Origin of the sequence: Thermostichus vulcanus str. 'Rupite' (genome assembly GCF_022848905.1) — a bacterium.
GTDB lineage: Bacteria > Cyanobacteriota > Cyanobacteriia > Thermostichales > Thermostichaceae > Thermostichus > Thermostichus vulcanus_A.
On record NZ_JAFIRA010000005.1, the window covers coordinates 74,806 to 97,552 of the forward strand.

At 55.6% G+C, this 22,747-nt stretch carries 19 protein-coding genes; 14 read left to right on the forward strand and 5 right to left on the reverse strand.

Annotated features, from left to right (window positions below):
- The first annotated feature begins 93 nt into the window (after positions 1 to 93).
- The 6 genes from JX360_RS17465 to JX360_RS03640 all read left to right on the forward strand — a co-directional run bounded on the left by JX360_RS17465 (position 94) and on the right by JX360_RS03640 (position 4,641).
- Positions 94 to 216 (forward strand): hypothetical protein, encoded by a 123-nt coding sequence (locus tag JX360_RS17465; protein ID WP_279611211.1) that lies wholly within the window; start codon positions 94 to 96, stop codon positions 214 to 216.
- Positions 217 to 475: 259 nt separating this feature from the next.
- Positions 476 to 1,792 (forward strand): threonine synthase, encoded by a 1,317-nt coding sequence (thrC, locus tag JX360_RS03620; protein WP_244349213.1) that lies wholly within the window; start codon positions 476 to 478, stop codon positions 1,790 to 1,792.
- Between the two features lie 94 nt (positions 1,793 to 1,886).
- Positions 1,887 to 2,399: a fasciclin domain-containing protein gene (locus JX360_RS03625; protein ID WP_244349214.1), complete on the forward strand. Its 513-nt coding sequence runs from the start codon at positions 1,887 to 1,889 to the stop codon at positions 2,397 to 2,399.
- A 36-nt stretch (positions 2,400 to 2,435) separates the two neighbouring features.
- Positions 2,436 to 2,711 carry a MoaD/ThiS family protein gene (locus JX360_RS03630; RefSeq protein WP_244349215.1) on the forward strand — a complete coding sequence of 92 codons (276 nt, stop codon included), beginning with the start codon at positions 2,436 to 2,438 and terminating at the stop codon, positions 2,709 to 2,711.
- Positions 2,712 to 2,723: 12 nt separating this feature from the next.
- Positions 2,724 to 3,302 (forward strand): DNA-3-methyladenine glycosylase, encoded by a 579-nt coding sequence (locus JX360_RS03635; protein ID WP_244349216.1) that lies wholly within the window; start codon positions 2,724 to 2,726, stop codon positions 3,300 to 3,302.
- Positions 3,303 to 3,444: 142 nt separating this feature from the next.
- Positions 3,445 to 4,641, forward strand: coding sequence for a peptidase C39 family protein (locus tag JX360_RS03640; RefSeq protein WP_244349217.1), 1,197 nt, complete (start codon positions 3,445 to 3,447; stop codon positions 4,639 to 4,641).
- Positions 4,642 to 4,658: 17 nt separating this feature from the next.
- Here the strand turns inward: JX360_RS03640 and JX360_RS03645 are convergent, their stop codons facing one another.
- Together JX360_RS03645 and lipA are read right to left on the reverse strand one after the other, a co-directional pair.
- Positions 4,659 to 5,825 carry a DUF389 domain-containing protein gene (locus JX360_RS03645; protein ID WP_244349218.1) on the reverse strand — a complete coding sequence of 389 codons (1,167 nt, stop codon included), beginning with the start codon at positions 5,823 to 5,825 and terminating at the stop codon, positions 4,659 to 4,661.
- A 37-nt stretch (positions 5,826 to 5,862) separates the two neighbouring features.
- Complete coding sequence (lipA, locus tag JX360_RS03650) at positions 5,863 to 6,810, reverse strand: lipoyl synthase (RefSeq protein WP_244349219.1); 948 nt, start codon at positions 6,808 to 6,810, stop codon at positions 5,863 to 5,865.
- Between the two features lie 210 nt (positions 6,811 to 7,020).
- Between lipA and tkt the strand changes: the two genes are divergently transcribed.
- Complete coding sequence (gene tkt / locus JX360_RS03655) at positions 7,021 to 9,021, forward strand: transketolase (protein WP_244349220.1); 2,001 nt, start codon at positions 7,021 to 7,023, stop codon at positions 9,019 to 9,021.
- 293 nt (positions 9,022 to 9,314) lie between these two features.
- Positions 9,315 to 11,021 (forward strand): S-layer protein, encoded by a 1,707-nt coding sequence (locus tag JX360_RS03660; RefSeq protein ID WP_244349221.1) that lies wholly within the window; start codon positions 9,315 to 9,317, stop codon positions 11,019 to 11,021.
- 112 nt (positions 11,022 to 11,133) lie between these two features.
- On the opposite strand, the gene JX360_RS03665 is transcribed toward JX360_RS03660, so the two are convergent.
- Positions 11,134 to 12,867: a Ppx/GppA phosphatase family protein gene (locus tag JX360_RS03665; protein WP_279611213.1), complete on the reverse strand. Its 1,734-nt coding sequence runs from the start codon at positions 12,865 to 12,867 to the stop codon at positions 11,134 to 11,136.
- Positions 12,868 to 13,092: 225 nt separating this feature from the next.
- On the opposite strand from JX360_RS03665, the gene thrS reads away from it, so the two are divergent.
- Together thrS and JX360_RS03675 are read left to right on the forward strand one after the other, a co-directional pair.
- Positions 13,093 to 14,919 carry a threonine--tRNA ligase gene (gene thrS / locus JX360_RS03670; RefSeq protein ID WP_244349222.1) on the forward strand — a complete coding sequence of 609 codons (1,827 nt, stop codon included), beginning with the start codon at positions 13,093 to 13,095 and terminating at the stop codon, positions 14,917 to 14,919.
- An 89-nt stretch (positions 14,920 to 15,008) separates the two neighbouring features.
- The gene (locus JX360_RS03675; protein ID WP_244349223.1) at positions 15,009 to 16,604 is read left to right on the forward strand and encodes an ABC transporter ATP-binding protein; all 1,596 of its coding nucleotides are present in this window, start codon (positions 15,009 to 15,011) and stop codon (positions 16,602 to 16,604) included.
- Between the two features lie 283 nt (positions 16,605 to 16,887).
- Here JX360_RS03675 and malQ read toward each other — a convergent pair whose 3' ends face one another.
- Positions 16,888 to 18,483 carry a 4-alpha-glucanotransferase gene (gene malQ / locus JX360_RS03680; RefSeq protein ID WP_244349224.1) on the reverse strand — a complete coding sequence of 532 codons (1,596 nt, stop codon included), beginning with the start codon at positions 18,481 to 18,483 and terminating at the stop codon, positions 16,888 to 16,890.
- 107 nt (positions 18,484 to 18,590) lie between these two features.
- Positions 18,591 to 19,463, reverse strand: a complete 873-nt coding sequence (locus JX360_RS03685; RefSeq protein ID WP_244349225.1) for a polysaccharide deacetylase family protein — start codon at positions 19,461 to 19,463, stop codon at positions 18,591 to 18,593.
- A 577-nt stretch (positions 19,464 to 20,040) separates the two neighbouring features.
- On the opposite strand from JX360_RS03685, the gene JX360_RS03695 reads away from it, so the two are divergent.
- The 4 genes from JX360_RS03695 to JX360_RS03710 all read left to right on the forward strand — a co-directional run bounded on the left by JX360_RS03695 (position 20,041) and on the right by JX360_RS03710 (position 22,697).
- Positions 20,041 to 20,193 carry a hypothetical protein gene (locus JX360_RS03695; RefSeq protein ID WP_244349226.1) on the forward strand — a complete coding sequence of 51 codons (153 nt, stop codon included), beginning with the start codon at positions 20,041 to 20,043 and terminating at the stop codon, positions 20,191 to 20,193.
- Positions 20,194 to 20,392: 199 nt separating this feature from the next.
- The gene (gene gmd, locus JX360_RS03700) at positions 20,393 to 21,529 is read left to right on the forward strand and encodes a GDP-mannose 4,6-dehydratase (RefSeq protein WP_244349227.1); all 1,137 of its coding nucleotides are present in this window, start codon (positions 20,393 to 20,395) and stop codon (positions 21,527 to 21,529) included.
- Between the two features lie 164 nt (positions 21,530 to 21,693).
- A complete protein-coding gene (rpsD, locus tag JX360_RS03705; protein ID WP_244349228.1) occupies positions 21,694 to 22,305 on the forward strand; it encodes a 30S ribosomal protein S4 in 612 nt (203 codons plus the stop codon).
- 8 nt (positions 22,306 to 22,313) lie between these two features.
- Positions 22,314 to 22,697, forward strand: a complete 384-nt coding sequence (locus JX360_RS03710; protein ID WP_244349229.1) for a RidA family protein — start codon at positions 22,314 to 22,316, stop codon at positions 22,695 to 22,697.
- Positions 22,698 to 22,747: the final 50 nt, after the last annotated feature.

The following is a 22,747-nucleotide window of genomic DNA, read 5'->3' on the forward strand; positions in this document are numbered from 1 at the left end:
CGTGTGGCAATGCTGATTTCAACGGGGCAAAAAACATTCAATCAATCGGGCTGCTTGTAAACCAGCCTCGAGGTTCCTGGTTACAGCCCTTTCATGCTCCGCATCCCTGAAGTGAACGTGGGTTTGCTACACCAACAGTTGCTGCCCAAACCCATTTCCAAAGGCGAAAGTGCTCCGCACCGCTGGCGCGAGGGGGATGAATTCCGTGCTGGATAACTAGCGGTCGCGCTAGCGTACCCTTGGCGCAAAGGGCTGTATCTTGCGAGATGACTGGAGGGCTACCGAAAGCCTGTGCTCTTTACCTGTTAGCGATGCGTAGTATGAGCATCGGGTAGTTTACATAAAAAATTAATCCCGACTGAAAAGATCTGGATTGGTTGACGGGCGAGATCCAGGGTGATACGATTCGACTTAATCCTGGGTAAACAAGATCTAGAGATCTAGCGCTCCTCCATCCCCCAAACCGAGACCTCTCATGACTCAAACCCTATCTGCCAGACCTCTTAGCACTGCCGACTCCCAGAAACTGGGCTTCAGTAACCTGCGCTGTCGGGAATGTGGGGCAGAGTACGAACCGGTCGCCAAGCATGTTTGCGAGCTGTGTTTTGGCCCGCTGGAGGTGGCTTACGATTACGACTGGCTGAAACGAACCGTCACTCGCCAAAGCATTCAGCAGGGGCCCCATTCGATTTGGCGCTATCGGCCTTTTCTACCGGTGACCTCCGAGCGGCCTATTGATGTGGGAACAGGCATGACGCCGTTGGTAAAAGCAGAACGGTTGGGGCGGCGGCTGGGGCTAAAAAATCTTTACATTAAGAATGATGCAGTCAACATGCCCACCCTCAGCTTTAAGGATCGGGTGGTGTCGGTGGCTCTGACTCGCGCCAAAGAATTGGGCTTTACGACGGTCTCTTGTGCTAGCACAGGGAACTTGGCTAACTCCACAGCGGCGATTGCCGCCCATGCTGGGCTGGAGTGCACCATTTTTATCCCGGCAGATTTGGAAGCGGGTAAGGTGCTCGGATCCCTGATCTACAACCCCACCGTGATGGCGGTGGAGGGCAACTACGATCAGGTGAACCGCCTCTGCTCGGAGGTGGCGGATCGGTATGGTTGGGGCTTTGTCAACATCAACCTACGCCCCTACTACTCCGAGGGATCCAAAACCCTCGCCTACGAAGTGGCCGAGCAACTGGGTTGGCAGCTACCGGATCAGGTGGTGATTCCTTTGGCCTCTGGATCCCAGTACACCAAGATCTACAAGGGTTTTCAGGAATTTGTGAAGGTGGGATTGGTGGCCGATAAACCCGTGACCTTCAACGGCGCTCAAGCGGAGGGGTGTTCTCCGATTGCCCAAGCCTTCCGGGAAGGTCGAGATTTTGTTACCCCGGTTAAGCCGAATACGATTGCCAAATCCATCGCTATCGGCAACCCTGCCGATGGCATTTACGCCCTGGATATCGCGCGTAAAACGGGCGGTCAGATTCAAGCGGCCACGGATCCCGAGATTGTGGCGGGCATCAAGCTACTAGCGGAAACCGAGGGCATTTTTACCGAAACGGCCGGTGGCACGACGATCGCGGTGCTGAAGCAGCTTGCCGAAAGTGGCCAGATCGACCCCGAGGCCGTGACGGTGGCTTATATCACGGGCAATGGCTTGAAAACCCAAGAAGCCATTCAACCCCATGTCGGGCATCCGTTGTTGATTTCACCCAAGATTGAAAGCTTTGAACAGGCGCTAGAGCGGGCGCGCACTCTAGAACGCTTGGATTGGCAAGAAGTCTCCGTATAGGGAGTTGGGCTGATTGGACAGCTTCTTAAAGAATTCTTAATGAAGAACCATTAAGATGCCCAGCATTACCTAGCTTGCACAGGAGCCTTGCATCATGTCTGTCCTCAGTTCGATTCGGCGTTGGATCCCGGCGGCAGCGGCAGTGGTCACTGTTTTGGCCTTCGCCCCCATCGCTCAGCCCCAAGGGTTAAACACCATCCCGGTGGAGTTGGAGACTTTGCCAAGTGGCTACTCCACCCTGGCAGCGGCTTTACAGGCGGCAGGGTTAAATACGGCCTTGGCTGGCCCTGGGCCATTCACGGTGTTTGCCCCTTCTAACGTTGCCTTTGGGCAGTTGCCAGCCGGTACCGTCGAGAGCTTGTTGCAGCCAGCCAACCGGGATCAACTGACGCGCATTCTCACGTATCATGTGGTGCCGGGGCGGATTACCTCGTTTGATTTGCAGCCGGGCCAATCGGCCACCCTTACCACTCTGGCGGGTTTGCCGGTTCAAGTACAGGTGGGATCCGACGGCAGCATTACGGTGAATGGGGCCAACGTGATTGTGGGTGATATCCCCGTCTCCAATGGTGTGATTCACGGCATTGATGGGGTGCTGCTACCCTAATTTTTTGATGTTTTGGATGGATGAGAGCATTTGGCTATGGCGGTAAAAGTTTTAATCCCCACCCCTTTACAGAAGCTCACCCAGGATCAAGCGGTGGTGAATTGCGAGGGATCCACAATTCGGGAATTGCTGGATTCTCTGGAGCACAACTGTCCCGGCATTAAGGCACGGTTGTGTGATGAAAGTGGGGAACTGCGCCGCTTCGTCAATTTTTACGTTAACAGCGAAGATATCCGCTTCCTGGAGGGATCCAATACCCCCCTTCAAGATGGGGATGAAGTGAGTATTGTTCCGGCGATTGCTGGCGGCTGAAACCAGGGTGCTGTGGACTGGTTGAGTCAACCGGCCCCTGTGGTGGCCCCAGCTTTGCTGGGCAGGGTGTTGGTGCGTCAATTTGTCGATGGGTCGCAACTGCGTGCCCAGATTGTGGAAACAGAAGCCTACGCTCCTGGGGATCCTGCCTGTCATGCCTACCGCCGCCAGACGGAACGCAACCGGGTCATGTTCGGCCCACCGGGGCATTTGTATGTGTATTTGATCTACGGCATTTACCACTGCTTGAACATTGTCACGGAAGCGGAAGGGATCCCAGCAGCCGTGTTGATTCGAGCCGTGAATTTGGACCCGATCCCGGAGTGGATCCCACCCCAGAAGCGTCGTAAACCGGAACGGGTTGGGGCCGGGCCAGGACTCTTGTGTCAGGCATTGCGAATTGATCGGTCTCACAATGGCTGGCCTTTGCGGCAGGTAACCAAGAATCAAGAGGGCTTTTGGTTAGAGGGATCCCCGCTGGATCCGGCCCAAACCCCAATTGTGCAGACCACTCGCATTGGCATTACCCAGGGAGCGGACATTCCCTGGCGCTGGTACATTGGTGGGCATCCATCGGTCTCCCGCTATTAGTGGCGGGTGAAGAAAAATGCTCACCAGGTACATCACAAGATACAGGGGTAGCTGGCAAGGGATCCCGTTACTCCTGGCTGGGCTTTTCTCCGTTTATCCAGCGCTGTCAAGCCAAGCTCAACTCTCCTTCGAGCCGGTATCTATGCAAGCCGAACCCCAGACAAACTCCACCTATCGCACGGGGTTTCATCGTTGGCGGGCAGGAGCAGGTCAGGGGTTTCAGGATTGGGCCACCCAAGGGATCCGGATCAATTCCCAGGGACAGCTGCAGTTGGATCCCCAAGGCTTAGTTCGAGAGCAGGATCCCGACCCAGACTTGGTTCAGACTCTGCCGGGAGAACCCAGCTCCTCCGGCCCCCAGTCAGGCGGTTTTTATACGGGGGGTAGCTATTGGGTGGGGGCGGCTACGAGTCCGGTAGTTGCCACCGGATTCGATATGGTGGGGGCGATTGCCTCCTGGAATGCCCGCACTCCCCGAGGCACTTGGTTGGAGCTGTTGATCCGCGCCAAGGTTCAGAACCGCTGGACGAAGTGGTACCACGGCGGGGTGTGGGCCTCGGATCCCTCGACGCTGGGCAGTCATTCGGTCAGAGGGCAACGGGATGAAGACGGCACAATGTACACCGACTTATTGGTACTGGAGGATGAACGGAACGGAGCAGAAGCCTTCCAAATCCAGTTGCGTCTCTTCACCCAGGATCCCGGTCGTTCGGCAACGGTGGATCAGATCGCGGTTGCCCTTTCCAATGTGCCCGTTAAACCCAAGCATTTGCAGCCAGGGGATCCCTCCCGTTGGGGTCAAGTCTTGGAGGTACCGCAATGCTCCCAAATGGTTTACCCGGATGGGGGGGAGGTGTGGTGTAGCCCCACCTCTTTGGCGATGGTGCTGGCCTACTGGCAGCAGGACACAGGCCCCTGTGAGCCAAGGGTGCGCTCGGCAGTGGCTGGAGTATACGACTGGGTGTATGGAGGCCACGGCAATTGGGTGTTTAATGTGGCCCATGCAGCCGAACAGGGTTTTGCTGGGGTGGTGGCGCGCCTAGAGAGTTTTGCACAAGCAGAAGAGTGGATTGCTGCCGGCGTGCCGGTGATCTTCAGCTTTGCTTGGGCAGAGGGAGACTTGCAGGGGGCACCGATCCCCAAAAGTGATGGCCACCTAGCGGTCTTGGTGGGGTTTGATGCCGCAGGGGATCCCGTGGTCAACGATCCGGCAGCTAAGACTGATGCAGAGGTGCGGCGAACCTACCCGCGTGCTCAGTTGGAGTCTTTGTGGCTAGAGCATTCCGGCGGAACAGTTTATCTCATTCATCCTCCCGACTGGCCGGTGCCCGAACTGTGAGTAAGGGGCAAAGGGGGCTAGTAGGGTGGAATGATCCCTTTGTGGAACAGAGAAGAGAGCGGCGTAACTGGGTTGGCAGGGATCCCAGGGTTTTCTTCTTCCACAGGATCTTCGGGTTCTTCTGGGGCAGGGGTTTCTCGGCGAATCTCCTGGGCTTGCACCACCTGAAAAATGAGGGTAAAGGGACGGCCCACATCCGATTCCACAAATTCTTCGAGTAAGGTCACCTGCCTAGGGGTAATCGGCTCATCCGCTCGTACCGACAACACCACCTCCGGCGGATAAACCACCCAGTTAAAGTCGCTGCGCACCAGGGTGACCCGTTGAAAGGTGATGGTTTTATTTAACAAAGCCGAGCGCAAAGCTGCCTCCAGGCGGGCCTGATAAATCAGCCGAGTCATCCCTGCCCCAAGCGGCACAATCAGCAGCATCACCAGCCCTAGCATCCAAGACAGGGCCGAGCGCGCTTTGTGTAGGGGTGCGTAGCCCATTGCCAGGAAGGTCACCATACAAGCCAGCGCGATCCCCAGCAAGTTGGTCACATACAACAGGGTCGCCCCCAAGCTGGTTCTCCAATCGGCGTGGGCCAGTCCCAATCCAATCACACAGACCGGCGGCATCAACGCCACCGCAATCGCCACCCCCGCCAAACTATCGGCAATCTCTTTGCGAACCCTGGCAAAAGCGCCAATTCCCCCTGCCGCCAGCGCAACACCCAAATCCAACAGGTTGGGTTGAGTCCGGGCCAGCACCTCGCTGCCCCACTGGGGTAGGCCCACTAGCCGACCCAGCAGAAACGATACCCCCACCCCGATACCCGTGCCGACGGCAATGGAGAGAATCCCCGTCCGAAACAGCACCAAATTCCCCTCCAAAGCTCCCATGGCCATGCCGCGAATCGGCAGCATCAAAGGAGCCACGATCATCGCCCCGATGATCACCGCCGGACTATTGGCCATCAACCCCAAGGTGGCGATTACACAAGAGCCAATCACCAGCATGAGATAGTTGAAGCTGAGGCGAGACTCCCGCATCAACCCCACCATCAGCTCTGCATACTCATCAGGATTGGCGACGGGCAACCGAAACACCACCGGCCAGCGGCGGGATGGCGGGATCCGATTGGAATCTATCGCTGGATCGGCTGCATTTGCATCGATCGGGTTGGGAGGGATCCCTTCCATACTCAACTCATCTCCCCAAGCACATTCCTTCAGCAGTCTAACTTGGCGGCAATTCGTCCCTTGCTCGGGTTTCTGGCATGGGTACAGGCTTGGCAGACTTAGGGGAGTGACGCATCAAATCCTGGACAGCTTCGGCATGGTAGGAGCTGCGAGTCAAGGGTGAAGACACCACCTGCAAAAAGCCCAACTCTTCCCCCACCCGTCGCCAATGGTCAAACTCCTCCGGTGTGACGTATCGCTCGACGGGCAGATGTTTGGGACTGGGTTGTAGGTATTGACCCAAAGTAAGAATGTCGCACTGCACCCGCCGTAGATCCTGCATGACCTGCACAATTTCTTCAGCGGTTTCCCCCAAGCCCAACATCACCCCCGACTTGGTATAGAGGCCGGGATCCTGTTGCTGGGCCAGCTCCAGTAGCTTTAGAGACCGCTCATAGTTCCCCTGTGGACGCACCCGGCGATAAAGGCGCGGCACCGTTTCTGTGTTGTGGTTGAGCACCGTCGGTTGGGCGGCCAAAATCTGCTCCAACGCCTGCCAGTTCCCGCACAGATCCGGGATCAGCACCTCGATGGTGGTCAAGGGCATGCGGCGACGAATGGCAGCAATACAAGCCACAAACTGGCGGGCTCCCCCATCCGGTAGATCATCCCGATTCACCGAGGTAATCACCGCATGGCGCAATCCCAACCGCTCCACCGCTTCCGCCACCCGTTCCGGTTCGGTGGCATCCAGAGGTTGAGGGCGCTTTTCAAAATCAATATCGCAATAGGGACAGGCGCGGGTACAGGCTGGCCCCATGATCAGAAAGGTGGCCGTGCGGTTGGCGAAGCATTCCCCCAAGTTTGGGCAAGAGGCTTCTTCACAAACCGTATTCAGGTGCAAATCCCGCAGCAGTTGTTTGACGGATCCCACCCGTTGCGGGGCTTTCACCCGTAGCCAAGAGGGCTTGCCAGTAGTCCCAGTAGTGGGAGAAGAAGCAGTCAAGGAAACACTCCAATCATGTACGGTTGTGGGTTGGTTATTTATGTGAGAGCAGCCAGCCCACCCTTCAGCTTATCCTGCCAGCCTCAGCGCAGTGGGATCCCTTTGTCCAAATCCCTGCTGGCGGTACAGATTGACCCAGACCAGTTCGGAAGCAAGACCCAAAACGGGGCATACTGGAAAGCGAATGTCGAGCGATAGGGATCCCCCCACATGGTTGTTGCTGCTCCTCCCTCCCTAGAACAACTCTCCATCAACACGATTCGCTTTTTGGCGGTGGATGCTGTTCAGAAGGCCAAATCCGGTCACCCTGGCCTGCCAATGGGGGCAGCACCGATGGCCTATGTGCTTTGGCAGCAATTCATGAAATTCAATCCCCGCAACCCCAAATGGGTGGATCGGGATCGCTTTGTGCTCTCAGCAGGCCATGGCTGTATGTTGCAGTATGCGCTGCTGCACCTGACTGGCTTCGATGTGACGATGGAGGATTTGAAGCAATTCCGTCAGTGGGGATCCAAAACCCCCGGCCATCCGGAAAACTTTGAAACCCCCGGCGTGGAAGTCACCACCGGCCCTCTCGGTCAAGGGGTAGGGAATGCAGTTGGGTTGGCCATTGCCGAGGCCCATTTGGCGGCCCGCTTCAACAAGCCCGGTCACACCATTGTGGATCACTACACCTACGTGATCTTGGGGGATGGCTGCAACATGGAGGGGGTGGCCTCGGAAGCCGCCTCTCTAGCAGGCCACCTGCAACTGGGCAAACTGATCATGCTCTACGACAGCAACCACATCTCCATTGACGGCAGGACCGAAATTGCTTTTACCGAAGATGTGGGCAAGCGCTATGAGGCCTACGGTTGGCATGTGCAGAAAGTGGAAGATGGCAACCATGACTTGAAAGGCATTGCCGCTGCCCTCCAAAAGGCCAAGGAAGTCACCAACAAGCCCTCCCTGATTATTGTCGAGACCACCATCGGTTACGGATCCCCCAACAAAGCCGGAACAGAAGGGGTACACGGGGCACCCCTGGGGCCAGAGGAGGTGAAGCTGACCAAAGAAAACCTCGGTTGGCCGCTGGAGCCGGAATTTTATATTCCCGATGAAGTGCTCGCTCACTTCCGGCAAGCCGTGGAGAAAGGTGCCAAAGCAGAGGCGGAATGGAACGAACGCTTTGCCGCCTATGAAAAGGCTTATCCGGCTGAAGCAGCAGAATTTCAGCGGATCATGGCCGGAGAATTACCGGCTGGCTGGAAAGAAGCCCTGGCCCCGATCGCCGAAACCGGCAAGGAATCCACCCGCAACCTGTCCAAGTTTTGCTTGAATGCTCTGGCAGCAGCCGTACCGGAATTGCTGGGGGGATCCGCGGATCTGGCCCACTCCAACATGACCTTCTTGAAAGGGATCCCGGAATTCCAACCGGGTTCTTATGAAGGGCGTAACTTCCGGTTTGGGGTACGAGAGCATGGCATGGGAGCCATTGCCAACGGTATGGCTCTCCACGGCGGCCTGATTCCCTACGATGCCACCTTTTTGATCTTCACCGACTACATGCGGGCGGCCATCCGGCTATCGGCCCTCTCGCAGGTGCGGGTGTTGCATGTGATGACCCACGACTCGGTCGCTTTGGGAGAAGATGGCCCCACCCACCAACCGGTGGAAACCATTGCCTCATTGCGGGCGATCCCCAATCTGTATGTGCTGCGTCCGGCGGATGCCCGGGAAACTGTGGGATCCTACCAAGTGGCTCTGGAAGCCAAAGAAACCCCCTCTTTGCTGATTTTCACCCGCCAAGCGGTCAACCCCGTAGAAGGTACCTCCATCGAAGGGGTCGCCAAAGGCGGATATGTGGTGGTGGATGCCGACAACCCTGAGTTAATTCTGATTGCCACTGGCTCTGAGCTGGAACTGGCGGTGAAAGCGGCTGCCCAACTCAAAGAAGCGGGTAAGGCGGTGCGGGTGGTATCGATGCCCTGTGTAGAATTGTTCGAGGCCCAACCCCAGAGCTACCGAGATACGGTGTTGCCCCCCAGCATCACCAAGCGCATCTCCATTGAGGCGGGATCCACCTTCGGCTGGCATAAGTTCCTGGGATTTGAAGGGGTGGCCATTGGCCTGGATCGTTTCGGTGCTTCTGCGCCCGGCCCGGTGTGTATGGAAAAGTTTGGCTTCACGGTAGAAAACGTCGTGAAAACGGCCAAGCAGGTGTTGGGCTAATCCCCTAGCCCTCTATCCTGTTGAACATCACAAAATAGGCCCAGCAGGGATCCCTGTTGGGTTCATCAGCTCTTAACCCATACCAGGGAGTCGTAGGGCGGCAGTAGGGTGCTGGAACGTATCTCCTTAGTTAACTTAATTAATAAAGTTCATTAATAAAGTTCCCACGACTCCGTTCTCAACTCACCGTGCCAAAGGGCGCAATTCTAACGGCTCTCCAGTCCTTGGGGATGAGTTGAGTGTTTGAGATAAGCTGGCCCTGAGCAGATGTTATCGGAACAGGAGTTGCAGCTATGCGGTGCTCATGGCCCTTGGCACTAAGCTTGTGTTGGACGTTGGGCTGGTCCAGTGTCAGCCTGCCGGTTTGGGCACAGGAGGTGGGGCAGGAGTCGTCGCTAGCCTGGGTGAATGCCTATGCTGCTGCATTGGAGCGGCAAACTGATGTGGTGATTACAGGGGATCCCTTGTCGGTAACCCTCACTCGTCTGGAACTGGCCCAATGGCTGACGGAATTTTTTGGCTATGTGCCCAACCCGCACCAAGTGCAAGTGATTAGCGATCTGGAACCCAATACCCCGGACTATTGGACAGCCCAGGCCGTTCTACAGGCGGGAGCGATGCGCTTGTTCGAGGGAAATCAGTTTCGCCCCCAAGGGGATCTCACCCAACTAGAGGCTTTGGCCATTTTGGTGCGAGCTCTACAACTGCCTGCCCCCAGTCAAGCGGATATTGAGGCTTGGATGGCCCTCTACACCGATGCGGCGGAGGTACCAGAGGTGGGTCGGCCCTTCATCGCGATGGCGGGGCAAGCGGGGCTGCTGGTGAATGTGCCGGATCCGGCTCGTCTCAATCCCAATCGGGTGCTCAGGCGGGGCGAAGGGGCGGTTCTATTGCATCAGGCATTGGCGCATCAGGGCCGGATCTTACCGTTGGATCCGCCAGTTGCTCAGTTGCGTCCCCTGCCAGAGCCAGCGGCAGCAACAACTCGACCCGAAATTTTTCAAACTCGCATCACCCCGGAATCGGGTGTTGTCCCGGCAGGTGGAACTTTAACCATCGAGGCTCAGGCCACCCCCAACGGCAGTGCCACCGTCGATATTGGCGGTTTGGTACAGGGTTTGCCGATGCAGGAGGTGCAGCCGGGTTACTATCGCGCCGTTTACAGCCTTGGCCCGCAAGATAGCGCCCTCAGCCCCGATATCAGCATTCAACTGACCGTCAACGGAGTCAGCACCCGTGTTCAACGGCGACAACCTCAACTGGTCTTGGGGGATGTGGCTCCACCCCCGGTTGAATCGGTCTTTTCTCCGACGACTCCGCAGGCTCCCCAGCCTGATCTCCCGGTTACTCCATCTCTCCCCAGCACCGCCAGTGGTGCCTATCCGCGCATCGAGGCCATTCGTCTGGATCCCCAGCGCAACTTAATCGAGGGGGATATCCTCACCATTGCCATCTGGGCGGATTCTGGGGGAATCGCACAGTTTGATCTGGGGAATCTGGCCTTGAACCAGCCGATGCGGGAAGTCCGCCCTAACCACTACGAAGGCACCTATGTGGTTGCCCCCACCCACCAAGCCAACAACCCGCTGTTGCGGATCGTGCTCACCAAAAATGGTCTAAGCCAAGAGCACCGGGAGATTTTGCCTTTTTCAATAGATGGTTCTGAGGGCACCCGCTCCACCATTCAACCGGTATCAACCCCCATCGCTACAGGGTTACCCCAGATTTTCAGCGTCACCACCAACAGCAACAACTTACGCATGGGAGAAATTCTGAAGGTGACGATGCGAGGGGATCCAGGAGGCCGAGCCGCCTTCCGAATTGTCGGTGTGACTCCAGAAATCGAGATGCGGGAAATTGCTCCGGGCCTTTACGAAACCCAGCAACAACTCCCCTTTAATATGCAACAGGTCAACAACGGTACGATTGAGGTAATTTTGCAGCGGGGCGGACAGCAGACGACTCAAACCAGCCCCTCACCCATCACCATTTCCCCTTGAGGTTGGTAGCAACCGGAGGCACACAAGTTGGTACTAAAGTTTATCCTTTAGACTGAGGTAGATTGAGGTAATCTCCAGCAACTTACGGCAATCTACAGCAACTTAAGAGCACCTAGATAACTGCCCCAAAGGGATCCAAAGTTTGTTCTGCCTGGGTTGATAACTTTGGAATAACTTCCAGCTTAAACTGTTGCTCAAACACTTCTTTTTTGGTCTTTAGGCTCCAGAGTTCTAGCGCACAATCATCGTTAGGATGCTTGGGATCCAAAATCAGCTCCATTTGTCGGGGGGCTTCTCCCAACAACTGAAAGCGACAGTGCAAGGATTGAATCGCCTGTAACCGGCGACGATCCAGAGCACAGGCTATGCGCAACAACGGGCTTAATTCCATAACAATTTGCCGATCCCGTTCATCCGTAAGGCGCTGAAAATTTTCGTGTTTCTTCTTGGGTGGTGACTTGCGGTGATAGCGGGCCAGATTGGCGATCAGCTCCACTTCTTCTTCGTTAAACCCTAGCAGTTCACCATGGCGGATTAAATAATAAGAATGCTTGTGGTGGGCGGCATGGCTAATGAAGTGACCACAGTTGTGCAGCATAGCCGCAGCCCAAAGGAGGGCCCGCTCTCGGGATCCCCAGCGGTGTAACAGACCACGGGTTTGATCAAAGAGGCTAAGGGAAAATTCCGCTACCCGCTCGGCATAGGGGAGCTCCACCTGATATTTTTCCGCCAACTTGAGAATGCTGCGTCGCCGCACAGAGCTGTGGTAGCGCAGCCGATCCTCAATCAGACCCTGGCTGATCATCCAATCGACAATCAGACCTTCTCGCAAAGCCCGTTCACAAAATTGAATTTGCTCTATCCCCAATAGGCTCATCACTTCTTCCAGGATCATCGTTCCTGCCAGGATGATCTCGCCGCGTTTTTCCCCAAGGCCGGGTAATTTTTGGCGTTCCGCAATGGTGAGGGCGCGAAATTCTTTGCTATAGCTGCGGAGGGCTTCTAGGGTAAATTCATACCCCTGCATACGGCTGGGGGGGCTACCCAAGCGACGACGGGCATCCAGTTGGGCCAAGGTTTCAATGGTGCCGGAGGTACCCACCAAGGTGAGGGATCCCTGATGTGCCCGCAGTTCAAAAATTCGTTTGATTTGTTCGATGGGCGCTTCTAACATGCCGCGAATGTGTTGCCGCAGCGCTTGCAATTCCGCAGAAGTGGGAGGATCCGTGTGGAGAAAAGCCTGGGTTAAGCGCACTGCCCCCACTTTGACACTGCGCAAAAATTCCGGTTCCTGACCATCTCCCAAAATCAGCTCTGTGGAGCCGCCCCCAATATCCACCACCACATGCAACCGGTTGTGGAACTCCATCGCCGAGAGCACCCCTAGGTAGATGCGCCGCGCCTCCTCTTGCCCGGAGATTAGCTCAATGCGTAGGCCCAACTCCTGCTCGATCCGCTTGAGAAATTCCAACCCATTGGGAGCCTCACGCACTGCACTGGTGGCTACCGCCACGATCGACTGCACCTGAAAAGCATCGGCAATGCGACAGAACCGATCCAGAGCTTCGAGTGCCCGTTCCATGGCTGCCGCAGTGAGCGCACCGGTTTTGTTGCAGTACTCGCCCAAACGGACAGTTGCCTTTTCGCGGGAAATGATGCTGAAACTGGGGATGCGGGGGTTGATGCGCACCACCACCATGTGGAGAGAGTTGGTGCCAACATCAATGGCGGCCAAAACGGGAGCACCTAGAGGTTGAGATTCAGGGAGTAGGGGTTGAGTCGGCTCAGGATCCGGAGGGGCAGAAGTGGCGGAGGGGTGAGTGGGATTGGCACGGGAAGAGATCATGGCCCAGGTCAGTTCCAACTCTATTTAGGATACTGTGCGCTTTCCCCCCTTTTTCTGAGCTGGGTTCTGGGATGAGTTTTGGACTTCAATTCAGATACAGGGTACAGATGTCGTGAGTATTCATCCTTCTGCGGAAATGGCCCTCAGCTTGGGATCCCTGCTGCTTGCAACCTTACAGGCAGCCTAAGATAAGGAGACTGGTTTCTTGTTTTGAAGTGGATCCCGATGTCTCAGTCACCTGAAGCGGCCCAGAACTCTCAAGCCAACAGCACCCTCAAGCTGCTGCGTACGCATGAGTCTCCCAAACTGGAGCGGATCCGTCATACCATGTCTCACGTGATGGCGATGGCGGTGCAAAAGCTGTTTCCCAAGGCTCAGGTGACCATCGGCCCAACCACGGATTACGGCTTCTACTACGATTTTGACAATCCGGATCCCTTTACCCCCGAGGATCTCAACCGCATCAAAAAAGAGATGCAGGCGATCATCAAAAAGGGCTTGCCGGTGATCCGTGAAGAGGTTAGCCGCGAGGAAGCCAAACGGCGCATCCAAGCCCTGGGAGAGCCTTACAAACTGGAGATCCTAGACAGCATTCCGGAGGGGCAACCCATCAGCCTCTATCACTTGGGGGATGAGTGGTGGGATCTCTGTGCTGGCCCGCATGTGGACAATACCAAAGACCTCAATCCCAAGGCTTTTGACTTGCTCAGTGTGGCCGGTGCCTATTGGCGCGGGGATGAAACCAAGACACAACTGCAACGGATTTACGGAACTGCGTGGGAGACCCCAGAAGAGCTGAAGGAATACAAACGTCGCCTTGAGGAAGCCAAACTGCGGGATCACCGCAAACTGGGCAAGGAACTGGGGCTGTTTATCTTTGCGGATGAGGTGGGGCCGGGGCTACCCCTGTGGACGCCGAAAGGAACGATTCTGCGTTCTACTTTAGAAGATTTTCTCAAGCAAGAACAGATTAAACGGGGCTATTTACCCGTCGTGACCCCTCACATTGCGCGGGTGGACTTATTCAAAATTTCCGGTCATTGGCAAAAGTATCGAGAAGATATGTTCCCGATGATGGCGGAGGATGAACAGGCTCGTGCTGCCGAGCAGGGCTTTGTCATGAAGCCTATGAATTGCCCCTTTCATATCCAGATTTACAAATCAGAGTTGAGATCATATCGGGATTTGCCCCTGCGCTACGCTGAATTTGGCACAGTTTATCGCTATGAGCAGTCGGGGGAACTAGGGGGACTGACACGGGTACGCGGCTTTACGGTGGATGACTCCCATTTGTTTGTCCGCCCCGATCAGTTGGACGAGGAATTCCTCAAGGTTGTGGATTTGATCTTGGTGGTCTTTGAGAAGCTGCAACTGAAAGATTTTCGCGCCCGTTTGAGTTTCCGGGATCCCAACTCAGATAAATATCTCGGCTCTGCCGAAGATTGGGATAAAGCAGAAAATGCCATTCGTCGTGCTGTCGAGCAACTTTCCATGCCCCACTTTGAGGGGATTGGGGAAGCGGCTTTTTATGGGCCGAAGTTGGACTTTATTTTCCGCGATGCTTTGGATCGGGAGTGGCAACTGGGAACGGTGCAAGTGGACTACCAAAACCCGCAACGCTTTGATCTGCAATACGTGGCGGAAGATGGATCCCGGCAGCGTCCGGTGATGATCCACCGTGCTCCCTTTGGTTCGTTAGAGCGTTTGGTCGGGATCCTGATCGAAGAATATGCGGGGGATTTCCCGTTTTGGTTGGCTCCAGAGCAGGTGCGTATTTTGCCGGTTTCCGATCAGTATTTGGGTTATGCCACACAAGTGCGGGATCAACTGCGGGAACACGGGATCCGAGTGCAGATTGATGCGGACAGTGACCGTCTCCCCAAGAAGATCCGCAATGCGGAAAAGGCCAAGATTCCCTTTATGTTGATTGTGGGAGAACAAGAACAAGCGGCGGGAACCGTGAGTGTCCGGCAACGCCACGGCGGCGAAGGGGGATCCCCAACGGTGACGGAGTTGATAGCCCAATTGGAGCAGCTCAATTCTGGGACGTAAGCACCCTAAAGTTAACCCAGCGATGGCGCTACGCGCCGTGCGTAGCATGATCATGGCCTACCCCATCCAGGTTCTTTAGCTGTTTCTCTATGAAGACCTCCGAAATTGCCGCCCCAGAGGGATGCCATCAGAGTGAAATTGCTTTGCGGTTGCAAGGCATTACCAAACGCTATCCACTGGTGCTGGCCAATGATCACATTGATCTGGAGGTGCGCTGGGGAGAAATTCTGGCTCTGATGGGGGAGAACGGAGCGGGCAAATCCACCCTGATGAAGATCGTCTATGGATTAGTGACCCCGGATGAGGGATCCCTTTGGGTGGATGGTCAACCGGTCAACATTCACAGCCCAACCGATGCGATTCGGCTGGGGATTGGTATGGTTCACCAGCACTTTATGTTGGTGGATCCCTTAACGGTGGTGGAAAACGTCATCCTCGGCGCGGAACCGGGCCATCGCTTCCAGGTGAATTTTCGCCAAGCACGGGCACAGGTGGCGCAGCTAATCGCGGAGATGGGCTTTGATCTCGATCCAGACGCGAAAATTGAGGATCTGCCGGTGGGGCTGCAACAGCGGGTGGAGATTCTCAAAACCCTTTACCGCAAGGCGCGCATTTTGATTTTGGATGAGCCTACAGCCGTCTTGACCCCCCAAGAGGCCAGCGAGCTATTTGCTTTTTTGCGCCGGTTTACTCAGCAAGGTGGGGCTGTCATTTTTATTAGCCACAAGCTGAATGAGGTGATGCAGATCTCAGATCGCATCACGGTGATTCGGGATGGCAAAGTGGTGGCAACGGTGCCCACAGCCGAAACCCATGCCCAGGAATTGGCCCGCTTGATGGTGGGGCGGGAGGTGAGCCTGACGGTCGAGAAGGATCCCTGTACCCCGGAGACCGTGTTGTTGGATGTGCAGGAGGTGTGGGTGGAGGTACCGGGGCGGAAACCGGCCGTGGCGGGGGTGAGCTTCCAGGTGCGTTCCGGCGAGATTGTCGGCATTGCTGGGGTGGAAGGAAACGGTCAAACGGAATTGGTAGAAGCCATTACCGGCCTGAGGAGCTATCGAGGATCCATTCGCTATGGGGAGAACAAGCCGGGTTCTGGCCAATGGAGCTCCCTGTCGGCTCGGCAGGTGCGCTATTGGGGCCTTAGCCATATCCCAGAGGATCGCAATGTGCGGGGGTTGGTTTTGGATTTTCCGACACGGGACAACCTGATCCTGGGGGATCATCACCAAAAGCCCTATGCTGGTTGGCTGGGATTTTTCAATGAACCGTCGATTAATCAACATGCTGAACAGGTGGTGAATACCTTCGATGTGCGTCCCCGCAGTATTTCCCTGACGGCACGGCGCTACTCTGGGGGCAATGCCCAAAAAATCATTGTTGGGCGGGAACTCTCCTGTGGGCCGAGGGTGCTGGTGGCAGCACAACCGACGCGGGGGGTGGATGTGGGAGCGATCGAGGCGATTCATCGGCGCATTGTGCAGGCCCGGGATCAGGGCATGGCGGTGTTGCTGGTATCGGCAGATCTGAATGAGATCATCGGCTTGGCAGATCGCATCTTGGTGATTCACGAGGGCCGCATTGCCGGGGAATTATCCCCTGCCGAGGCAACCGAAGAACGGCTGGGCTTGCTCATGGGCGGGATCCCCGTTGCTTCCGATTCCGAGGGATCCCTGAATCGGTAATCTTTTTTGCCCACCTGTCGGGGAATGGGTCGTAGGTCCAGGGGGCTAGAATGTGTTGACACTCCAGAAGAGCTGTGGACAGAAGTCCAGAACCTACAGGCAGAGTACATACGACAGGTTGATGCCGCTGTGGCTGCTCTCAGCGATGAAGAGTTGGAGGTGGTGGCGGGCGGGACAACCTCAGCCCTGCCCTTACTGCTTTCCGGGGTAATGCTGGGTGGTGCGAGGATGATGGCTCCTTCATCCTCAGCAATTTCTCCATCTCAGCAGCCAAAGTGGTGAGTTAGGCGGGATCCGACTTTGAAGCCAGTGCCGCCCGTTCTTGGGCCAGGGTTTCTCGCCGTTGATCCAGCTCTTGAGGAGAGATGCGCCCATAAGTCACACTCATTTCCGCCAGCCGGTGCCGCAGCTCATCTTGCAACATCTCTTCGCTGTAGCGCCAGGCCCAGTTATTCTCAACCGTGCCAGGGAAATTCATGCGAGAATCCGCTCCCAAACCCATCACATCCTGCAAGGGGATAATGGCCAGATCCGCCACCGACGAGAGGGCCAGCCGAATTAGATCCCAGTGGATGCCGTCGGATCCCTGGCAGCCTAGGTAGCGCAGTAGATTTTGCTTTTCCCAGTCGGAGCGCTCCGGATCGTAAAACCAGCCCACAACCGTGTTGTTGTCATGGGTGCCGGTATAGACGACAAAGTTGCGCTCGTAGCCATGGGGCAAATAGGGGTTATCCGGCCCGGAACCAAAGGCAAACAGGAGAATTTTCATCCCTGGCAGGCCAAATTGATCCCGCAGTTCCAGCACTTCTGGTGTAATTTCCCCCAGATCTTCGGCAATCACCGGAATATCCCCCAGCTTTTCCGCCAACACCCGAAAGAAATCTGCCCCTGGCCCCTTTTGCCACTGACCTTCCACCGCTGTTTCCGCATCCCCTGGAATGGCCCAGTAGCTCTCAAAACCGCGGAAGTGGTCAATGCGCACACAGTCCACCTGCTTGAGAATGGCTCGCATCCGTCGAATCCACCAGTCGTAGCCCTGGGCTTTCAGGGCCTCCCAGTTGTAGAGGGGGTTGCCCCAGCGTTGTCCTGTGGCGCTGAAATAGTCGGGGGGAACACCGGCCACTAGCAACGGTTGCCCTTGTTCATCCAGGTGAAACAGCTCGCGGTTGGCCCAGACATCGGCACTGTTGGGGGCGACATAGATGGGCAGATCCCCCATCAACTGCACCTGATGCTGGTGGGCATAGGCCTTCAGGGATCCCCACTGTTGCGCAAACAGGTACTGCCAAAACATCTGTTCGGTAATGGCATCGGCGTAGCGATCCCGGGCATCTTGGAGCGCTAAGGGATCCCGTTGCACCAGGGCGGGATCCCATTTCGTCCACTCTTGCCCTTCGTACACATCCTTCAGGGCCATGAACAGAGCATAATCCGGCAGCCAATCCGCCTCATCTTCACAAAAGGCTTGGAAGGCTTCCCAGTCGGAGGAGGAGGCTTTTTCGTTGAAGGATCTCCAGGCGCGGTGTAGCAGGCCGAACTTAAAGGGGATTACCGTTTCGTAGTCTACCCGCCCGACAAACCCCGATTGAATGGCCGGCCACTGGGGCAGATCCTGCCAGCTCCCTGGCTCTAGCCAGCCGGCCTGAACCAGCAGCTCTGGACTGAGGAGGAGGGGGTTCCCGGCAATCGAAGAAAAACTCATATAGGGGGAGTTACCCCATCCGGTTGGCCCTAGGGGGAGCACCTGCCAAAGCCGTTGGCCACTCTCCACCAAAAAATCCACAAAGCGATAGGCGGCTGGCCCCAAGTCTCCAATTCCGAATGGCCCCGGTAGAGAGGTGGGGTGGAGGAGGATGCCACTGAGTCTGCCCATGCGCATGGCTAAACCTTTCTTTGCCCTAAGGTTCCTAAGGTGCTTTCACCCCCTATCCTGTCACCTTTGCAGCCAAAAATTGATGTTGAGCTGTTATTGATACTGAGCTTGAATTAGGCTGGTTCAGGGGCAGGGTAAGCTTGGGTGTACCATTCGTAAATAGCATCGCTGGTGGTCAGCCAGGTATAGGGGTGGGCTTGGATGTGTTGTAAAGCCTTTTTCAGAGATCCCATACGCAAGGGTTGCCCGACGATGAAGGGGTGCAGCCCAATCGCCATGATGCGGGGGAATTGTTCTCCCTCTCGCCACAGCTGATCAAATTGATCGATCAGGGCTTGCGCAAAGGCTTCTCCCGGCAGGCGGGCACTGAGACAAAGGCTGATGTCGTTGGTTTCTAGGGTGTACGGGATCCCCAGCAGTGGGCCGGCAGCCGTTTCTAGCCAGTAGGGTTGATCATCGTTGACCCAATCGGTGGTGTAGCGGATCCCGGCAGCTCGCAACAGCTCAAAGGTGTTCTCAGTAATGGAAAATCCCGGTGTCAGCCAACCCCAAGGGCAGGATCCCGAGACTTTCTCCAAAAGGGTGAGGCTGCGCTCGATCAGTTCTTCTTCCGCTGTCCGGTTCATCCCACTGTGCCCGGTGGAATTGTTCCAGCCATGGGCCATCACCAACCATTGGTACTGACGGATCCCCTCGATGATGGGCGGGTAAAGCTCCACCATTTCTGCATTCAAAGCAGCAGTAACTGGGATCCCCAACTCTGCAAACAGATCAAACAGCCGCCATATGCCGACCCGATTGCCATAGTCCCGCCAGCCGTAGTTGGCGATCTCTGGAGAACTGGTGAGATGGGGTTGAATCGCCGTGCCCAGTTTACCGAAGGTGAAATGCTCAATGTTCATCACCACATACACCGCTACCCGCGCCTGATCGGGCAACCTTAGGGGAGAACGGTTGGGTAATGCAGAATAAGCAGGTGGCAGCATATTCACCCTCTTTCGCTTGCTCAAGAATATAGCCCTTTCTCTAGTCTGTTCCCACTGGCTCAATCAAAAGATGCCTTCAGATTACTCTCCTGCGGGGCATCAGGGACACCAGTAAGGCTAATCTCAATGTTTTCATAGAGGGCAATGATTTTGAATTGAGCTGCAAAACAGAAGTGTTGAAAGTTAGATTAATCTAGGAAAAAAAGGAGCTAGAATGTGATACACCATCCCCAGAAAAAGAAAAGATTGTTACTTATGGTAGCCTCATTTCCGCAGCTTATCCAACCCATCCTGAAGCAGCTTTGACCGCACGACTAACCCGTTTTGAACTCGCGCTTGTTCTTTGAAATCTGGTTGACTTTTGTGTTAGATAAGAGCTTGACCAACATGAGAGACTTGTTTTACAGCCCTTTAATGCTCCGCATCCCTAAAGTGAACGTGGGTTTGCTACAACAACAGTTGTGTCCTTACCCTATTTTGAAAGCGCTAGAGTGCTCCGCACCGCTGTCGCGAAGGGAATTCCCCCGTGCTAGGTGACTAACGGTCGCGCTAGCGTGCTCTTGGCGCAAAGGGCTGTATGTTGCAGGAAGAAGTTAGGAGTGGAGAATTGGGGATCCCTGCCGATGCGACGACGACAGTTTGGGATGGCAGCACTGGGATCCCTGAGCCCCATGTTCCGGATCCCGCAGGATTTTGGGTTGCAGCCAGCCAAGATTGGGGTGGAGGGTGAGGGTTTTCGATTAGGGGTCTGTCCGAGGTTTGGGCCAAAGTCTTATTCTTGTGCCCTTTACCGGGTGGATCCCAGTCAAGGGTAGGAGCGGGTATAGGGGTAGATCTGGAGATGTTACTGTCGGGTCTTGGATGAGGCCAAAGTATAATGTTTGAGCTTTGCTACCCAACTTGAGTCTTTGACCCCTAACCCTAACCTTATGACCCAACGTGCCTTGATTACTGGCATCACCGGACAGGATGGCTCTTACCTGGCCGAATTGTTAATGAAAAAAGGCTACGAGGTTCACGGCATCATCCGCCGCGCCAGCACCTTCAACACCGACCGCATCGATCACATTTACATCGATTCCCACGATCCGCAAGCCAAACTTTTTCTCCACTACGGGGATCTCACCGATGGCACTACCCTGCGCAAGATTTTGGAACAGGTACAGCCGACGGAAGTTTACAACCTGGGGGCACAATCCCATGTGCGGGTAAGCTTTGATGCGCCGGAATACACAGTCGATTCTGTGGGTATGGGCACGTTGCGCCTTCTGGAGGCGATTCGAGACTATCAGCAACGAACCGGGATCCGGGTGAAATTCTATCAGGCGGGATCCTCAGAGATGTTCGGGCTGGTGCAAGAGGTGCCCCAGAAGGAAACCACCCCCTTCTACCCCCGCAGCCCCTATGCCTGTGCCAAGGTGTATGGCTATTGGCAGACCGTGAACTACCGCGAAGCTTACAACCTGTTTGCTTGCAACGGTATACTTTTTAACCACGAAAGCCCCCGACGCGGAGAAACCTTCGTTACCCGCAAAATTACCCGTGCTGTCAGCCGTATCGTAGCTGGCAAACAGAGCAAGCTCTACCTGGGCAACCTAGATGCCAAGCGGGATTGGGGCTACGCCAAAGATTACGTCGAGGGCATGTGGATGATGTTGCAACAGCCGCAGGCGGATGATTTTGTCTTGGCAACGGGGGAAACCCACACCGTGCGGGAGTTTGTGGAACGGGCTTTTGGGCTAGTGGGGATGCCCATTACCTGGAAGGGATCCGGCGAACAGGAACAAGGTTTGTACAAGGATCAGGTTCTGATCGAAATCGACCCCCGCTACTACCGACCGACAGAGGTGGATCTGCTTTTGGGGGATCCCACCAAAGCCAAGCGGGTCTTGGGATGGGCGCCGAAGGTGAGTTTCCCGGAACTGGTAGAGCTGATGGTGTTGGCAGATCTAGAAGCCATGGGGCTAGATCCCGACCCCATCCTAGGGGAACGGCGTACCCTTAACGGCCTACTCAGCGAGGATCGCGCCTTTATCCGCACCCAACTTGGGGTTCACTACGATTGATGGTAGGGGATCCCTGCTTGTGAACAGAGCTAAAAAAACAGCTTTACCCCACTTGCACAAAGGAGGGGGTAAGCGCTTACCATAGTAGATCGCCGATTCTTTTGGCACCCTGTACTTGTGCCCTCTTGCTGAGCAACCTCTGCTGCTTTTGGAGAAACGTCCGCATGTCCCGCTACACAGGCCCCCGCTTAAAAATTGTGCGTCGTTTCGGGGGACTTGATCTGCCCGGCCTGACCCGCAAACGCCCCAAAAACACCAATCCACCGGGGCTACACGGGGCTGACCGCAAAAAGAAATCGGAATACGCCATCCGTCTGGAAGAGAAGCAGAAGGTACGCTTCAACTACGGTGTCAGCGAGCGGCAGATGATCCGGTACATGCGCAAGGCCCGCCGCTCCAAAGGGTCTACGGGTCTAGCTCTGTTGCAAATGCTGGAAATGCGGCTGGATTGCATTGTGTTTCGCCTCGGTATGGCCCCAACCATCCCGGCAGCCCGACAGGTGGTGAATCACGGCCACATCGAAGTGAATGGTCGCAAAGTGACGATCCCCAGTTATGGCTGCAAAGTGGGAGATGTAGTGACTGTGAAGAATAAGGAAGCCTCCCGCAAACTGGTGGCTGCCTACGCCGAATATCCCGGTTTGTTCTTACCCGATTACCTAGAATTTGACAAAGAGAAGTTACGCGGTCGCATTAAAGAGTTGCCTCCCCGTGAGCAAATTTCTGCCCCTGTGAATGAACTCTTGGTGGTGGAGTTTTACTCCCGGAAACTCTAGGGATCCGCGTGCTGGAATACATTACCCTACCAGATTTGCCTCCTGTTGCTCCCTATTCCCATGCGGTGAGAGCAGGGGATTTTCTCTTTGTGACGGGTCAGCTTGCTGAGGATCCAGAAACGGGGGCAGTGGTGTTGGGGCCTATTGCTGAGCAAACCCGCCAGGTGATGGAAAACCTAAAGCGGGTTTTAACCCATGTGGGCACGGGGTTTGATCGGGTGGTGATGGCGCGGATTTTCCTGACGGATTTTCGCGACTACGAAGTGGTGAATTCCATTTACGCCGCTTATTTTCAGCCCGGTCGTCTGCCGGGGCGAACTACCGTTGGAGTTCTGGGCTTGGCCGGACAAGGGAACGTGGAGATCGATCTGATTGTTTATTGTGGAGATTGATCCCGAAACTGTGAGGCCAAATCGCTACGCTAGGCTTTCTGCTCTGAGCG

Bases quoted from the DNA above. Each gene is read 5' to 3' on its own strand.
- JX360_RS03660 (WP_244349221.1), top strand. From the start codon at position 9,315: ATGCGGTGCTCATGGCCCTTGGCACTAAGCTTGTGTTGGACGTTGGGC.
- malQ (WP_244349224.1), bottom strand. From the start codon at position 18,483: ATGCGCATGGGCAGACTCAGTGGCATCCTCCTCCACCCCACCTCTCTA.
- JX360_RS03645 (WP_244349218.1), bottom strand. From the start codon at position 5,825: ATGGAAGGGATCCCTCCCAACCCGATCGATGCAAATGCAGCCGATCCA.
- gmd (WP_244349227.1), top strand. From the start codon at position 20,393: ATGACCCAACGTGCCTTGATTACTGGCATCACCGGACAGGATGGCTCT.
- JX360_RS03625 (WP_244349214.1), top strand. From the start codon at position 1,887: ATGTCTGTCCTCAGTTCGATTCGGCGTTGGATCCCGGCGGCAGCGGCA.
- thrS (WP_244349222.1), top strand. From the start codon at position 13,093: ATGTCTCAGTCACCTGAAGCGGCCCAGAACTCTCAAGCCAACAGCACC.
- JX360_RS03630 (WP_244349215.1), top strand. From the start codon at position 2,436: ATGGCGGTAAAAGTTTTAATCCCCACCCCTTTACAGAAGCTCACCCAG.
- JX360_RS03675 (WP_244349223.1), top strand. From the start codon at position 15,009: ATGAAGACCTCCGAAATTGCCGCCCCAGAGGGATGCCATCAGAGTGAA.
- JX360_RS03640 (WP_244349217.1), top strand. From the start codon at position 3,445: ATGCAAGCCGAACCCCAGACAAACTCCACCTATCGCACGGGGTTTCAT.
- tkt (WP_244349220.1), top strand. From the start codon at position 7,021: ATGGTTGTTGCTGCTCCTCCCTCCCTAGAACAACTCTCCATCAACACG.
- rpsD (WP_244349228.1), top strand. From the start codon at position 21,694: ATGTCCCGCTACACAGGCCCCCGCTTAAAAATTGTGCGTCGTTTCGGG.
- JX360_RS17465 (WP_279611211.1), top strand. From the start codon at position 94: ATGCTCCGCATCCCTGAAGTGAACGTGGGTTTGCTACACCAACAGTTG.
- JX360_RS03695 (WP_244349226.1), top strand. From the start codon at position 20,041: ATGTTGCAGGAAGAAGTTAGGAGTGGAGAATTGGGGATCCCTGCCGAT.
- thrC (WP_244349213.1), top strand. From the start codon at position 476: ATGACTCAAACCCTATCTGCCAGACCTCTTAGCACTGCCGACTCCCAG.
- JX360_RS03665 (WP_279611213.1), bottom strand. From the start codon at position 12,867: ATGATCTCTTCCCGTGCCAATCCCACTCACCCCTCCGCCACTTCTGCC.
- JX360_RS03685 (WP_244349225.1), bottom strand. From the start codon at position 19,463: ATGCTGCCACCTGCTTATTCTGCATTACCCAACCGTTCTCCCCTAAGG.